The organism is Paenibacillus sp. FSL H3-0329 (genome assembly GCF_037963285.1).
Classification (GTDB): domain Bacteria; phylum Bacillota; class Bacilli; order Paenibacillales; family Paenibacillaceae; genus Paenibacillus_AQ; species Paenibacillus_AQ odorifer.
Window position 1 is genome coordinate 3,591,879 of the sequence record NZ_CP150150.1, and the last position, 15,053, is coordinate 3,606,931.

Annotated in this window: 11 protein-coding genes; 10 read left to right on the forward strand and 1 reads right to left on the reverse strand. The window is 42.2% G+C overall.

Annotated elements, in window-relative coordinates:
• Positions 1 to 252 precede the first annotated feature (252 nt).
• Together NSQ66_RS15750 and NSQ66_RS15755 are read left to right on the forward strand one after the other, a co-directional pair.
• Entirely contained in the window at positions 253 to 846 is a 594-nt protein-coding gene (locus tag NSQ66_RS15750) for a sigma-70 family RNA polymerase sigma factor (protein WP_076099133.1), read from the forward strand.
• An 85-nt stretch (positions 847 to 931) separates the two neighbouring features.
• A complete protein-coding gene (locus NSQ66_RS15755) occupies positions 932 to 1,756 on the forward strand; it encodes a hypothetical protein (protein ID WP_076099132.1) in 825 nt (274 codons plus the stop codon).
• 199 nt (positions 1,757 to 1,955) lie between these two features.
• Here the strand turns inward: NSQ66_RS15755 and NSQ66_RS15760 are convergent, their stop codons facing one another.
• Entirely contained in the window at positions 1,956 to 2,978 is a 1,023-nt protein-coding gene (locus NSQ66_RS15760; protein ID WP_339279307.1) for an MBL fold metallo-hydrolase, read from the reverse strand.
• Between the two features lie 206 nt (positions 2,979 to 3,184).
• On the opposite strand from NSQ66_RS15760, the gene NSQ66_RS15765 reads away from it, so the two are divergent.
• The 8 genes from NSQ66_RS15765 to NSQ66_RS15800 all read left to right on the forward strand — a co-directional run bounded on the left by NSQ66_RS15765 (position 3,185) and on the right by NSQ66_RS15800 (position 14,809).
• Positions 3,185 to 3,760 carry a TetR/AcrR family transcriptional regulator gene (locus NSQ66_RS15765; protein WP_076273214.1) on the forward strand — a complete coding sequence of 192 codons (576 nt, stop codon included), beginning with the start codon at positions 3,185 to 3,187 and terminating at the stop codon, positions 3,758 to 3,760.
• Between the two features lie 373 nt (positions 3,761 to 4,133).
• Positions 4,134 to 5,081 (forward strand): ABC transporter permease subunit, encoded by a 948-nt coding sequence (locus NSQ66_RS15770; protein WP_076099129.1) that lies wholly within the window; start codon positions 4,134 to 4,136, stop codon positions 5,079 to 5,081.
• A gap of 13 nt (positions 5,082 to 5,094) precedes the next feature.
• Positions 5,095 to 5,964, forward strand: a complete 870-nt coding sequence (locus NSQ66_RS15775) for a carbohydrate ABC transporter permease (protein WP_036677077.1) — start codon at positions 5,095 to 5,097, stop codon at positions 5,962 to 5,964.
• Between the two features lie 66 nt (positions 5,965 to 6,030).
• Positions 6,031 to 7,617, forward strand: coding sequence for an extracellular solute-binding protein (locus NSQ66_RS15780; RefSeq protein ID WP_038571309.1), 1,587 nt, complete (start codon positions 6,031 to 6,033; stop codon positions 7,615 to 7,617).
• Positions 7,618 to 7,905: 288 nt separating this feature from the next.
• Positions 7,906 to 9,645, forward strand: a complete 1,740-nt coding sequence (locus NSQ66_RS15785; RefSeq protein ID WP_339279309.1) for a histidine kinase — start codon at positions 7,906 to 7,908, stop codon at positions 9,643 to 9,645.
• A 2-nt stretch (positions 9,646 to 9,647) separates the two neighbouring features.
• Positions 9,648 to 11,267, forward strand: a complete 1,620-nt coding sequence (locus tag NSQ66_RS15790) for a response regulator (protein ID WP_249267691.1) — start codon at positions 9,648 to 9,650, stop codon at positions 11,265 to 11,267.
• A gap of 84 nt (positions 11,268 to 11,351) precedes the next feature.
• Positions 11,352 to 13,583 carry an FAD-dependent oxidoreductase gene (locus NSQ66_RS15795; protein WP_076141260.1) on the forward strand — a complete coding sequence of 744 codons (2,232 nt, stop codon included), beginning with the start codon at positions 11,352 to 11,354 and terminating at the stop codon, positions 13,581 to 13,583.
• A 17-nt stretch (positions 13,584 to 13,600) separates the two neighbouring features.
• Entirely contained in the window at positions 13,601 to 14,809 is a 1,209-nt protein-coding gene (locus NSQ66_RS15800; protein WP_036677063.1) for an SGNH/GDSL hydrolase family protein, read from the forward strand.
• Positions 14,810 to 15,053 lie beyond the last annotated feature (244 nt).

Below are 15,053 nucleotides of genomic sequence, written 5' to 3' on the forward strand. Positions count from 1 at the left end.
GATAAAAACTAAAGGTTGATCTTGTTTGGTATTATCCCCTTCAAGTAGACACTCGAAAAAACCTGCATGTTATCATGGAGGTTCGAGTGACACTTGGAGGGGATATTTTTATGGCGAAAAAAGGACAAACATTCCAACGGAAAAGGGCCACACAAGCTCCTTGCGAAGCTCGATTTAGATTGTAATGATCTTTATTGCTGTCACATTTTGGGTCGAGCTCTTCGTTGTATAGAGTGAAAGGGGGGAGACAGCTTGAATGATACGGAGTTAAATCAGATCATTGCAGATGTGTTGGATGGGAACACAGAACAATTCGAGAAAATCATGGAGATTTATCAAAAACCGATTTTTCTCTACTGTTATCACATGCTGGGCAATTATGCCGAAGCCGAGGAGAACGCACAGGAGGTATTTTTGAAGACCTTCCGCACCTTGAAAAAATATACCCAATATCAGATCGATTTTGGCGCCTGGATATACAAGATTGCCTACCATCAATGTATAGACATCATCCGTAAGCGAAAGTTGGTTAAATATTTGCCTTTCTTTTACCAGGATGATAAAGAAAATAATGAAGTCGATTTGCATATTGAAGCCAACTATTTTGATGAATCCGTACATCAGGCCATGGCAAAATTATCGGCGGAAGAGCGTAATTTGTTAATCTTACGTTGTGTCGAGGATAAAAGCTATCAGGAGATCGGATTGATTCTCGGTAAAAACAGCGCCAGCCTTCGTAAAAGGTACGAACGTACATCTGCAAAATTTCGAAAGTATTATGCTCAAGTGAAGGGAGTGGGAGTGTATGAATATGGACAGGGATCGGGATTTGAAAAAACTGTTTGATGACGCGAGCATTCCTGACGCCGACTTGACAGGAAAAGTAATGAGAATAATACATGCTAAGCCAAAAGAAAAGGAGAGGTTTTTTATGAAATATAAAGTTGTTCTGACTGCGTGTGTAGGGATGATGTTAATGGCCTCCACGGGTTATGCGGCAGTTCAATATCATTCTTTGACCAATAAGGATGGCAAAGTCGTATATGAAACGAAATCTACGAAAGATTACGAAAAAACAGAATCGAAAGATGAGGCAGCGCGGTTCAAGGCATTTTTTGAACTGAAGGAAAAGGTGCTAAAGAACGGGGAAGCTGGGCTGTTCTATTTGGTTGCCAATAACCCGAATCATCAAACAGATCTTGGAACAAAGTTGACTATCTTCCACGATTCATCTCAATTGCGTGATAAGATTACGGATCAATCCATTAAGATCGCAGACAACATCAATGGAATTTATACATTCCAGAAGGCGGACGTAATCTTTAAAAATGCTCAGGAAGTGAATCCTCCTTCTTCGGAAGAAAAAAAGAAAATGGCAGAAAAACTGAGAAAGCAGGCGGAAGAATCCAATCAGGGATATGCCATGATGCCGGTTGAAATGACAGATCAGTTTTTCCTTCTCTTTGCTACGTATAAAAATGGCGAAGATGAAATCGGGGTTGATATCACTAATCTGAGTGGAAAGAGCGACCCTACAATGTATATTGACGAAAAGGTTGAATTTAAGCAGGAGAAGATTCAAGTGAAGGGAGTAGAAATGCTGCATACAGAATTTGCTCCTTCGCAGACGCACGAGCTGAAATGGGTATACGAGAGCCCAGACAAAAAGGTGAAATACGCCTATACTTTACGTGGTGACATAAATAAAGTAAGCAAAGAAACCCTAATGAAACTTGCCCAAGGCTATTTGGAATAATAAATACAACAACAACGGGAATCTCTCCAATCCAATTGGGGAGATTCTCCTCTAGTAAGTCATAGTCCTTCTCCATTTTTTATCATAATCGTTTCTAAGCACCGATTTTAATTCCTTGGAACAATGCAAAAGAACCGCCGCTGTTCGCATCATTAGCGACAGGGCCGTTCTTTTGTTTTCATAGGTTAGCTGTAAATTGCTATTCTTGCCAAACACTCATAGGGTCCCATGGCTTGATCTGATTGTCATATTTTCCAGCCAAAAAAACTTTCATGTCTTCCAGCTTAGCAGGCACCTCGTTCCAAACTGGAAGGGGTGGCAACCCTCGTTTGCTTTTCAATAGGATATCCACTGTAACATACAAGCGTTCTGGCTGAATCCAATGAAGGAAGCGGGAAATATCCATTTGCTTGGTCAGGGACAAGGAATCGATTTCATCATTGTAATGCTTGTTGAACTCGCTGATCAGGTTCAAGAGGTAGTCTCTCTGTTCCTTCACGAAATCCAAGCCGCAAATGGCGCCATGCCCTGGAACAACGATTTCGGGTTTAATTTCATCAATAATGCGATCAAGCACTTTAACCCAATTGAGGGTTCCCTCTTCGCTGTATGCCGTACAACCATTAAACACGACATCGCCAGCGAACAGCACTTTTTCTTTTGGCATCCACAACAGTAAGTCACTATCAGAATGGGCTGGAGCTACGTTGTGAATCATAACTTCTGTATCGCCAAGACGGATGTTGATATCGTCCTTTATCTCAATACTCGGGAGCACCCATTCTACGCCTTCCAGGTCGAATCCTTCAAATTCCGCTGCAAAAAACCGCTCACCCGGAGTCGATTCCGGAGAATTCTTTCCTCTTCTGATGACGCTGTCCATCCAAGCGATATTTTCGGTGAGACGCTCTCTGGAGGCTTCCTTGTGCATAATAATACAAGCATCTTCAAACACTTTGTTTCCCCAGGCGTGGTCGCTGTTATAGTGCGAGTTCACCACATATGCGGGAGAGCCGCCGTTGCTTACTTCCATAAAAACCTCCCGCATTTCCCGCGCATGGAACAAATCGAAGAACGTGTCATACACCAACCCATCACCCTTGTTGATGAACCCGGCATTGGCCCAACTGATCCCACGATACGGCGAAATACCAGCAAAGACGCCATCTGCGACTTCAAAAAATTTAACGCGAGGTTTTTGGATAATACGTCCATACTTCATAAAAATTCTCCTTTACGTATATGTTTTTAGGATAAGGCATACTGACTAAGTCATTATTATAGAGAATGAAAAGAATATATGCAAGCGAGTACTTGCTTGCATATATTCTTTTCGATATGATAGTAAAAGAGCATGCTCACGCAAGTGGTACCTGACTGCAAAACTTGTAGTAGAATAGGATTAACATATGCAAAAGGAGAACTACAATGCAAACTTCAGACAGAATCATTGAAGCCGCGACACGTCTCATCAAAAAGAATGGCTATCGGGGTGTAAGCACCAAAGCCATTGCAACGGAAGCTAAAGTAAATGAATCTACGATTTTCCGGCAATTCGGAAGCAAGCAAGGGATATTGGAAGCCATCATTCAAAGACATTCGGATATTCCGCAATTTGAGAAGCTGTTAAAAGAGGAAGCGACCGATAATCCGGAAGTCGATCTGCTGAATGTAAGTCAGCAGTACCGTTTATTTTTCCATAAAAATGCGGACATCATTTTGATTGGCATCCGCGACAAAGGAATGCTTCCCGAATTAGACAGAGTGCTGGCCGATCCGCCGGCGAAACTTCACTCCTTGCTGGTTGAATATTTTGAACGCTTGCAGAAGAAAAAAGTTATCGCCAGGCAGGATGAGCGTCTTGTCGCAATGTCTTTTCTCTCGATGTGTTACGGATTTCAGATGAGCGAGCTGATTCATCGGCAATATCAATCCCAATTCGTTACCGAGGAAGAGTTCTACAAGCATAGTGTCTCATTGTTTGTTAAAGGAATTTTGGTCTAGTCATAAGCATTATTGATTTATATATTGAGAACTCTAAACTTACGCTGGAGGATGACTTTTGTTCATGAATGTAGTTTTTATTAATGGAAAATAAAATACGTGGATGCATTATATAAAAACAGACTCATTAAATTAAGCCCATTTTTTTCTAGGGCTTTTTTTGTTTGGGACCTCAGGATTGTATTTGGTCTATACTCAAACTTTCGTGTCAGAGTTATTGTACGAGCTTTAATGCAAGACAATCATGCCTATTGTATTCGAATTATCCGAGGCTGTACTTACTTAATATCTTATAAGAAATTCTTGAAATTACAGAAATTTATCCAATAACGAGATGCTATTATACAAATACAAATAAAGACGAGGTGATGATATGCAAGCAAAATTGGCAGCGGACGCCATTCCCCTCCCCAAAAAGCGGAACTCATGGATAAGGACGATAAAAAAGTATAAAGTGATGTACGCTCTCTTGTTCCCGGCATTAGTTTACTTTGCCGTATTCAAATACATTCCTATGGCGGGAATCATTATTGCCTTTAAAAACTATAACCTAGCTTTGGGACTATGGGATAGCCCATGGGTGGGATTTAGAAATTTCACAGATTTTATGAACGGCGTTTATTTCTGGGACATCATGAGAAATACGATTATCATATCCCTGTATAAGCTGTTGTTCGGTTTCTCAGCTCCTATCATACTTGCTTTGCTGCTCAATGAAGTTTATACCCAATGGTTTAAGAAAATCGTACAAACGATCACTTATTTACCCCACTTTCTATCATGGGTCATTGTTTATGGAATGATGGTGGCATTACTAGCCCCAGGGGATGGTCTTTTTAACATGATTTTGAAGGAAACTGGAGTTGAACCCATCTCATTCCTAACGGAACCTGCCTGGGGCAGACTGCTGATCATCTTATCTGAAATATGGAAGGATATTGGATGGGGAGCGATATTGTACCTTGCAGCATTAGCAGGAATCGATCCAAGCTTATATGAAGCGGCTAAAATTGATGGCGCTTCCAAGTGGAGACAGCTATGGCATGTAACACTTCCCGGCATTCGAGGCGTTATGATTCTGATGCTGATCCTTAAATTAAGCCATATTCTGGATGCTGGTTTTGACCAAATATTCATGTTTGCCAACAGCTTTAATCAGGAGAAGATCGACATTATCGACACATGGGTATACCGTGAAGGGCTCGAGCGACTTAAGATTGGCTTGGCTACTGCTGTGGGATTATTTAAAGCGGTCATCGGATTTGTTTTAGTGTTGGCAGCGAATAAGCTCGCCAAAAAATTCGATGGGCAAATTTGGTGAGGTGGTTATCAAAATGATCAATTTGACAATCGGAGAAAAGGTCTGGCAAGCATTCGTTTATTTTATTCTTATTTTGCTAGCTCTACTTTGCTTACTACCCTTTCTATATGTGGTTGCTGTTTCAGTAACGCCAGAATCGGAAGTGCTAAGAAGAGGAATTGTTATTATACCAGAAACCTTTACCTTTCTAGCCTATAAAGAAGTATTTATTTCTCATGGTATTGGGCAGGCGTATAAAATTACATTGTTTCGAACGATTGTGGGCACTGCTCTCAATGTGTTCTTTACGGTAATCGCGGCATATCCGTTATCCAAAAAATATTTGCCGGGTCGCAGCCCATTTTTACTATTCATTGTCTTTACGATGATGTTTGGGGGAGGATTAATTCCGACTTATTTACTAGTCCGCTCTCTGGGATTGCTAAACAGCCCGTGGGTATTGATTATTCCAAATCTCATTAGTGCATTTAATCTGGTGATCATTAAAGGCTTTTTCGAGCAATTGCCTGCTGAAATCGAGGAATCAGCGAGGGTAGACGGTGCAAGTGAACTTCAGTCGTTATGGCGGATCATTTTACCTCTGTCCTTGCCCGTCCTATCCACAATTTCTTTATTTTACGCAGTCGGGCATTGGAACAGTTACTTCGATGCTATTGTTTATATCAATGATTCCAACTTAATGCCGCTTCAAGTGATCTTGCGCAACATCCTGCTTAATGTCGCAACACAAAGTGCTGATTCGCTTGCCAATACCGGAGCTGTTAGTACGTTCGCTATACAAATGGCAGCAGTTGTCGTGACTACAGTTCCGATTTTGATCGTTTACCCATTTATGCAAAAGCATTTTACCAAAGGTGTGCTCTTGGGATCGGTTAAAGGTTAAAAAGATATTCCAACCTGAGTTGTTACGGGGAAACCGTGATAATATAGAAGCAAAGGAGAGGTCATTATGCAACGTAAAGCGATTACATTTGCTATTCTGACAGCAATGGTCGGTGTGGGAACAGTATTGTCAGGCTGTGGGGAACAAAAAGAGGTTACATCGACAGCTTCGGGCAATTCACAAGGCCAGTCTAGTCCCTTTGAAACCAAATTGAAAATTTCGATGTTTAACCAAGGAACTTTCAATGCTGCTGCTCCGATTCCTCCCCGTGAAGAAGATATCCAACGCCAAATGTTGGAGAAAGCAGTAAATATCGACTTGGAAATGCTGATTCCTCAATCAGGGCAAGCAACGACTAAATTAAATACGCTCATTGCTGGCGGAGATATTCCAGATTTGATCTTCTTAAAGAGCCGGGCTGATCTTGCACAATATTATGACCAGGGCGTTCTTGCGGATTTGACACCGTATCTGGATCAATTTCCTGAATTGCAGAAACGTTTTAGCAACGACTCCTGGGAGGCGATGTCCTATCAGGGAAAAACCATTGGGGTTCCAGGTTATGATAACGTAAACGGTATTAGCCGAAGCTTCTTTATCCGTAATGATTGGCTGAAAAAGCTGAATATGGAAGTGCCAACAACACCTGACGAGCTATTTGAAGTTATGAAAGCCTTTACTGAGAAAGACCCTGACGGCAATGGCAAAAATGATACGTACGGATTCATAGGCGGAATGAATAAAGAAGGTAATCTGCAAACCTACGGCTTCGATAGTTTGATGTGGATGTTTGGTGTCAATCCTCCCTCAGCCATTGATGTGAAAGACAATGAACCAGTGTTCCTGTTTACCGACCCAAAAATGAAAGAAGCACTCGCTTATATCAATAAAATGATGGAAGCTAAAGTTGTAGATCCAGACTGGGTGACGATGAATACTCCCGATTTATTGGACCAAAAGTTATTTAAGGGTAAAGTTGGCTTCATGATAAGAGATGCCCGCAGGCTGGAACCAGATTATCAGCAAAAAATGAAAGAAATCAGTGGAGAGGTGCCGGAATGGATCGTCATTCCTCCAATGACAGGTCCTTATGGTGATCAAATTGTAGAGAGAAAATCGTTCCAAGGCAATTCATGGGCCATATCCAAGAAAGCGGATAAGGACAAAATCATTCGGATCTTGTCCATGCTAAATTATCTCTTTACGGACAAAGAAGCATATCCGAATTTTGCATACGGAATTAAAGGGATTCATTGGGATTCGGTAGACGGCAAGATCAAAAATAAAACCTCCGAATTATCAAAGGAAATGAAAGAAAAGTACTTATGGGTCGATCATTATAGAATGCCGCGTCGTGGTGATGATGCTGAGTACTTCAGCTTCCAGAATCCTAAGACGGCAGAAGCTTTTGAGAACAATCAGAAATACGTGGCGGCTACGTTGCCCGGGAATTTATTGACTGAAGACCCGAACGATTCATTGGCAGCTGACCGCCAACGTTACATTAATGAAAGCTTGGTCAAATTTATGACTGGCAAAGAGCCTCTTTCGAACTGGGACAATTTCCTCAATACATTGGAAACTAAGTTTGACATGCAGAAGTATAAAGACTCAGTAATCAAGCAATTTAAAGAAGCAGGCTTAATCAAGTAAATCAAGTAGAAACGGCTTCGCCGTCCTTTTAAAGGGCGGTACCGTTTCAGCGAGAAAGATAAGGAACATTTATGCGCGAAGCATATAAATTCTTATCTTTTAAACGAAGAGAGCGGCTATAATTAGCCCCTCTCTTTATTGAAATATAAGAAAGTATAAGTTTTACTTTATACTTTATCCTTCTATTTTTCGAAGAAACGCTTATCGTCCTTAAAAAGGACGCCGAAGGCGTTTCTTCTTATCATATGCTATTATTTGTTTATTACAGATTTAAAAGGAAGATGATCGATGCGAAGAAGAATCAGCTTGCCTTTAAAACTATTTTTTATCGTGTTTGCATTTGTATTAAGCTGCATAATCTTGATAAGTCAATTGTCTTATCGCTATGTCCAAAAGGAAATAAGAACCTCTGACATTTATTACACCAACCAAATACTTGATAAGATTGATCAGTATTTCACAGTTAATTTTTCCTCCTTCCAGACGATGCTGTTCTCGGTCGAGTCATCGGTGAAAGCCAACATTGACAATCCGGACGTGATTAAAAAGCAATTAAGAGAGCTCTATGAACTCAACAGTAATTACGTCAGTAATATTTATTTGATCAAAAACGATTTATCTATTCTAGGCGGAAGTACACCTACCCGAATATTTGATGAACCTTTAGCTGAAAGAGAACCATTGTTTGAGGCAGCTGACAAGAACAGAAGGATTACATTTGTCAGTGATCCTTACAAATCTAAATATTCCGGCTGGACAGTTACGATGGTCCGATATCTGAACAGTGCTCCGTTTCCTATGGCCATTGCGGTAGACTTAGATCTAAATGCCATTGAAGAAACCTTGTTCAAGATTAATAAAAAAGAACAAATGAATTTGGCTCTAATCACCGCATCGGGAAAAATCATTGCCGGGTTTTCGGAAAATAAAGGACCCCTGAATGTTCAAGATCATACTTTTTCAGTCGGTGAAACGTCAGCGGAACAAATTCTGGATACTACAGAAACAAACCTTCAACTGCACACCAAGGAGGGGATTCAGGTCTCCCTTCTGAAAAAACCGACTGAAAAATTTAACTGGACCATCATCTCAATCAACGATGAATCACGCCTAAAAGCTGCTTTATCCAGATTGGAAACCTATTATATAGAGCTTCTAGCTGCAGGTTTTCTCTTAAGTCTGTTCGTTTCCTTCTTTATTGCCAAATATATAAGGACTCCGCTCTATGCACTCAAAACAAAAATGAAGCGGGTGGAGCAAGGCTCCCTCACAACTACAATATCGATTAACCGAAACGATGAGTTTGGAGATCTTTCCCGAGCATTCGATCGTATGCTGCAGCAAATTGTGGAACTGATTCGGGGAGCAGAGCTTCATAATGAACTTGAACGCAAGCTGGAAATTCAAGTACTGCAGTCTCAAATAAACCCTCATTTTCTGTATAACACGCTTGGTTCTATCAGCAATGTCATACGACTCGGACAAATAGAGAAAGTAGATGTGGTGATTGAGTCTCTTATTTCAATATTGGAATATGGGATAGCCGACGCTTCGGAGAAGGTATCACTGCGTCAGGAATTGCAAAATGTATCGGACTATATCGCGATCCAGAACATCCGCTATAACAGAAACTTCCACTTAATCGAAAATATCGAAGCAGGGCTAATAGATTTTCCGGTTTTTAGAATGCTGCTGCAGCCCCTTGTGGAGAATAGTATCTTCCATGGTTATAACGGTGGGGGGATCGAAGGCCCTATTACTATTCATGCGTACAGGGAGGGCGGCAATGTCATCATAGAAGTAGTTGATCAGGGCGAGGGAATTCCAACTGATAAAATAAAGCATATTTTAATTTCAGAACCGGGGGATGTGGAATTGAAAAGAAAAAGAATCGGGTTAAACAATATTCATGACCGAATCAGACTTCACTACGGAGAACAATTCGGGCTCCAAATCATAAGCATACCTAAGGAAATAACCCGGGTTCGCGCCTTATTCCCAGCAGGCTTGTTTAAAGGAGATGCATGATGATGAGAGACTACACCTGCTTCATTGTTGACGATGAAGATCTAATCATTCAGAGATTGGAATTGTTTTTTCACGAGCTCTCCCTTAGGGATAGGCGATTTCATTTAGTGGGAAAAGCGAATAATGGGCTGAAGGGGTTAGAGGAGATCGTAAAGCTTAAGCCGGATATCGTAATATCTGATATCGTCATGCCGCGTATGGATGGGATTTCCATGATTGAGCAGCTAAAGCCAAAGCTTCCCCATACCCAATTCATTCTTTTGACCGCTTATTCATCCTTTGAATACGCCCAGAGAGCTATTCAAGCCAACGTATTGGAGTACATTGTTAAGGTTCCGCTCAGAGATGCGGATTTGGATCGGGCTTTAGATAAGGCAGCCGGGATTTTAAATGAAGTTAAGAAAAAAGAAGCGGAATTTCAATCTTTAAACGTATCCGTGCTTGAAAATAAATATAGAGTCCGCAAGCAATTTTTTAACGAGCTTATCAGAGGCGAAATTCCTTCTCATCGGGCATCGGATTTTGCCAATCGTATGCAGTTCCATTTCTTTCAAGCCAACTATCGCTGCTTCATTGTCGAAATGAATATGTATGAAAGTTTCCGAAACGATTATTCAGCGTCTGATCAGAACATCTTGCGGTATGCGATTACAAATATAATCGAAGAAACGGTGATGAATGGTGGCAGTGGTGTAGCTGCGGATCTATCCGATAATCGTTTTATTGGCTTTCTTTCCTGGGAAAATAATCGCAGTGATCTGGAAACGGAATATGATTGCCAGACATTGGGGGGGCAGATCGTCTCCCACTTGCATCAATATTTGAATCAAAGGGTTTCCGTCGCTTTTGGAGGTCAGCACCGAGGCTGGGAATCCATCAAACAAGCTTACACGGAAGCACAAAATGTGAGTGATGATTTCTATTATCATACAGAGAAAGTTGTAAAAACACCTATGCATCGGTTCCAGTACCAGAATGACAGGAAAGAAGAAGTTCAACAGAAATTGGCTGATTTTCTTGCTGGGGTGAAAAGAAAGGTTTCCAAGGAAGAGCTGGAGAAAGCATTTGCTGATCTGAACCAATTTGTTACGGACCATAAAATCCATAAGTCCATCATGGCGCCTATGCTACGAGACTTGTACAGAGACATTATTGTGAAGTTTAAATCGGGGAACAAGTTGGCCACGGAAGTAGCAGAGTTTCCCATAGAATTTTTAGCTTTTCGGGAGCAGCTTGCCTATATTGGCGACTTTACCTTCGAATATGTACACGCTGGCCAACTTTTACATCGTATAGAAATCATGAGTGCTATGCGGTTTATAGAGAAAAACCTGAAACAGCGATTAACGCTCGAGGCGATTGCCGAGGAAGTGAATTTAGCTCCATCGTATTTTAGCAGCTTATTCAAAAAAACAATGAACGAGGGCGTTATCAGCTACATCAATCGTAAAAAAATCCAATTAGCTCTCGAGCTGTTAAATGTTCAGGATTATTCTATATTGGAATTGTGCGAGGAAGTAGGAATTGTGAATGAAGGTTATTTTTGCAAATTATTTAAAGAATATACGGGTGATACTCCTAAGCAATATCGGATAAAAATGACACGGTATGAATCCAATTAAGGTTGCAAAAAATGTGTGATTTTTTCGCGAAATCATGTAAAAAAAAAGGGAGCAAAAGGATTACCATGATAGAAGGATCTAATCATGGAGGTTATCAAAATGGAGCTTATTAAAGCAGATGTAACCGTCGTCGGCGGAGGTATTGCTGGGATATGCGCTGCCATTGCTGCCGCACGCCAAGGGCTGCAAGTGTCACTTATTAATGATCGACCGGTTCTTGGGGGAAATGCGAGCAGCGAGGTCAGGGTTCATATCAACGGGTCGGCATATCTCGGAAACAGTCCATCCTATTATGCACGCGAAGGAGGGTTGGTGGAAGAACTCAAGTTGAAGATTTTCCACTATAATCCGTTATACAACAAGAAGCTGATGCTTTCGCTTTCGGATACGGTCTTGTTGGATATGGTCTATGCTGAGCCTAACATTTCTCTATTTCTGAATACATGCGTGCATGAAACGGGCATGGAGAACGGCAGAATTAAATGGGTGGAGGGCCTTCAATTGGCTTCCGAAAGGAAATTTCGTTTTGAAAGCCGAACCTATATCGATTGCTCCGGAGATGGAGTTGTCGGATATCAGGCAGGTGCTCTCTTCCGATGGGGGAGAGAAGCGAAACATGAATACAAGGAAGAATTGGCTCCTGAAGTGGCGGACCATTACACCATGGGCGATACGATCCTGTTTCAAGCCCGTGACGTAGGATATTCCGTTCCATACAAAAGACCTGGCTTTGCGTATGATATTACGAAGTTGGCCTTTTTCGATAGTATCAGAAAAGGCTTGAACCATCGGGCTTTTCCAAGAAAAATCAACGGGCTTGGCGGATTGTGGTGGCTGGAATACGGCGGACATATGGATATTATCAAAAATAATGAAGACATCGCGTTGGAACTGCGGAAATTGGTGTACGGGATTTGGGATTATCTCAAAAATAGCGGTGAATTTGATGATGTAGACAATCTCATCTTGGATTATGTATGCCCGATCCCGGGAAAGCGGGAGTCGAGGAGGTTTATTGGGGATCATATGTTGTCTCAGAACGATCTCACAGCAAAGCCGCATTTCGAAGATGCTGTATCCGTCGGTGGATGGTATATGGATTTACATGCTAATAAGGGCATCTACGATGAGGGGCCGGCTACAGCTTGGAATTTCGTGCCCGGATTGTACAATATCCCTTTCCGCAGTTTATATTCACGAAATATTCCTAATCTCTTGTTCGCTGGTCGCAATATAAGTGCTACCCATGTGGCTTTCGGATCTACAAGGGTTATGGCAACCTGCGGTTGTATGGGGCAGGCGGTTGGAACAGCTGCTTCTTTGTGCTCGAAATATGAGGTAGACCCCGCGGCCATAGTCGAAGCTCATATGGGGGAGCTGCAGGCGCTACTGCTTCGAGACGGGCAAACCATTGTAGGCCTTCAAGAAGAATTGGATCCTTACTTCGCTGACGGATTAACTATTCGTGCCTCGTCTCAGCGCAGTTATGACAATCTTCATCCAACCGAAGAGATTTCCTTGGAGAAAGGGTTATGTTTGGTCTTGCCGATTCAGACATCCGTGGCTGAAAGCGTACGGATCAAAATTAAAAATAGGTCCAAGCATTCGGAAACTCTACATGTGAAGCTGTTTGGCGGGGAACGGAAGGAAAATTACATTCCAACCAGCGAGTTGAGAGACTACCACTTGGTTATTACAGCCGGTCATGACGACTGGATTACGCTAGACTTGGACTGCAAGAAACCGGATGACGACAAAATCTACATCATATTGGAGGGCACGGCGAGCCTTGCCATATACGGTAATGAAGAGAAATTGACAGGTGCGGTCAGCTTCCATTATAGGCCGGAAGAGCCGTCCAGGCTGAAGAAATTCAATAAGAGCATTTGCTTTAAGGACCTGATGCCAGCTCAGAATATGTATAGTCCTGAGAATGTTGTCAATGGCTACTCCAGACCTTATGGCCAACCGAACGGCTGGATTTCTGAACATTCGAAAGGACAGGAATGGTTGGAATTCTGTTTTACAAGCCCCAAAAATCTGGACGAAATCCATCTTGTTTTTAATTCACAGCTGGATTTGGAGCATTTCAACGATCCGATCGAGTCCCTTATTCAAGATTATGATATGACCTTGACCTTAGAAGACGGAACCGATAGGACAATCATAACTCGTGGGAATTATCTCACCTTGAATAAACATAAGGTGGATGAGAAACGTGTATCCCGAATCCGGATTAATTTCTGCGCAACTTATGGTTCGCCTTATTTCGAAGTGTTTGCTGTAAAATTGTTTGCTCCTAAAATCGATAAATGAGGTCAGGTGAAGTCACGATGAAGGAATTATTCCCTCGTAAAGGGCTCCCCAATATAATTCAAAAATTGGAAAATGGGGATACCGTAACAATCGTCTATTTCGGCGGCAGTAATACACGTTCTGAAGGCTACAGGGTCATGACGGCGGATTGGCTTCGTAAGCAATATCCTAAGGCGGATATCCGCTCTGTGAATGCAGGCATTGATGGGACAGGATCGGATTTGGGCTGTGCCCGTTTGGAGACAGATGTACTGCGTCATCGGCCTGATCTAGTATTTGTTGAATTTGTCGGTAACGATGGCGGAGATCCCGAATCCAAGGCGCGTATCGAAGGGATTGTCCGTCAGATCCGCAAGCGGAACCGGTTTACTGATATCCTGTTCGTTTATACGCTGAAGGAGCGGGATGTGGCCTTATTTCAGTCTGGGGAATACCAGAAGGGGGCTATAATGCAAGAGGAAGTGGCCGACTATTACGGCATTCCTTCGATTCATCTAGGCGTAGAGGTCAGTCACTTGGTGTCGGAGGGAAAACTCGTTTTTACCTCAAGGGAAGACGTGTCCATTTCCGGAGCCGTTGTTTTTACGCATGATTCGATCCATCCGACTATTCCCGAAGGACACCAGATTTACACGGATACGATCACCCGGTCATTTGAGAAAATTAGAGAACTTCAAGATCATCCGGGAAGGTCAGTACATCACTTACCTCAGAATCCGTTGGTTCCGGCTAATCCTTGGGAGTATGCGACCATGCTGTCACTGGATATTCTTACCGATTTTTCCGCAGGATGGTCTTACATGACTCCGGATGATTGTGCTTTAGTGCGCGAGTACAATTGGTTGTTCCCCGGCCTATGGCGAGCAGTCGATCCTGGAGAGGCTATCACGGTGCAGTTCGAGGGAACCCATATCGGGTTATTCGATATCGGGGGGCCTGATTCTGGCAGATTGAAGGTGTCGGTGGATGGTGGAGAACCCTTTATTGTCGATCGATTCACACTACACAACGATCATAATCGTAATCAGTATGTATTCTTGCCAGAGCTCCCGAATGGGAAACATACAGTTCGCTTCGAAGTCGATACCGAAAAGACAGACAAAGCGGCTGTGTTTGAGGCATGCGGCAATGAACGAAGTATTGAGCATGTTCGGCAGCATCCAGATTGGTATGATCAAACGGTGATCCAGCTTGGGAAGTTGTTATTGGTGCAGCCGCCATTATAATTAATCTAAAGGTTTTATCCAATTGAAAGACCTATTTTATACTGACTGCAGTTGAGCGGCCAGTTATGATGTAGGTCTCTTTTTTAAAGGAAGACAAAGTCGTTTCTTCTTGCTTAAAATCTTATAAGAAATTCTTGAAATCAAAGAAATTTCACAGTTCTGTGACATGCTATGATAAAAACGACGGAGCGGGATTAGCCAGAAGGATACGGCTGATCGCTTCTTTATGATCTTCGAACAAAGG

Excerpts from the sequence above, each read along its gene's own strand:
- NSQ66_RS15755 (WP_076099132.1), top strand. The coding sequence starts at position 932 with ATGAAATATAAAGTTGTTCTGACTGCGTGTGTAGGGATGATGTTAATG.
- NSQ66_RS15760 (WP_339279307.1), bottom strand. The coding sequence starts at position 2,978 with ATGAAGTATGGACGTATTATCCAAAAACCTCGCGTTAAATTTTTTGAA.
- NSQ66_RS15765 (WP_076273214.1), top strand. The coding sequence starts at position 3,185 with ATGCAAACTTCAGACAGAATCATTGAAGCCGCGACACGTCTCATCAAA.
- NSQ66_RS15770 (WP_076099129.1), top strand. The coding sequence starts at position 4,134 with ATGCAAGCAAAATTGGCAGCGGACGCCATTCCCCTCCCCAAAAAGCGG.
- NSQ66_RS15775 (WP_036677077.1), top strand. The coding sequence starts at position 5,095 with ATGATCAATTTGACAATCGGAGAAAAGGTCTGGCAAGCATTCGTTTAT.
- NSQ66_RS15780 (WP_038571309.1), top strand. The coding sequence starts at position 6,031 with ATGCAACGTAAAGCGATTACATTTGCTATTCTGACAGCAATGGTCGGT.
- NSQ66_RS15785 (WP_339279309.1), top strand. The coding sequence starts at position 7,906 with ATGCGAAGAAGAATCAGCTTGCCTTTAAAACTATTTTTTATCGTGTTT.
- NSQ66_RS15790 (WP_249267691.1), top strand. The coding sequence starts at position 9,648 with ATGAGAGACTACACCTGCTTCATTGTTGACGATGAAGATCTAATCATT.
- NSQ66_RS15795 (WP_076141260.1), top strand. The coding sequence starts at position 11,352 with ATGGAGGTTATCAAAATGGAGCTTATTAAAGCAGATGTAACCGTCGTC.
- NSQ66_RS15800 (WP_036677063.1), top strand. The coding sequence starts at position 13,601 with ATGAAGGAATTATTCCCTCGTAAAGGGCTCCCCAATATAATTCAAAAA.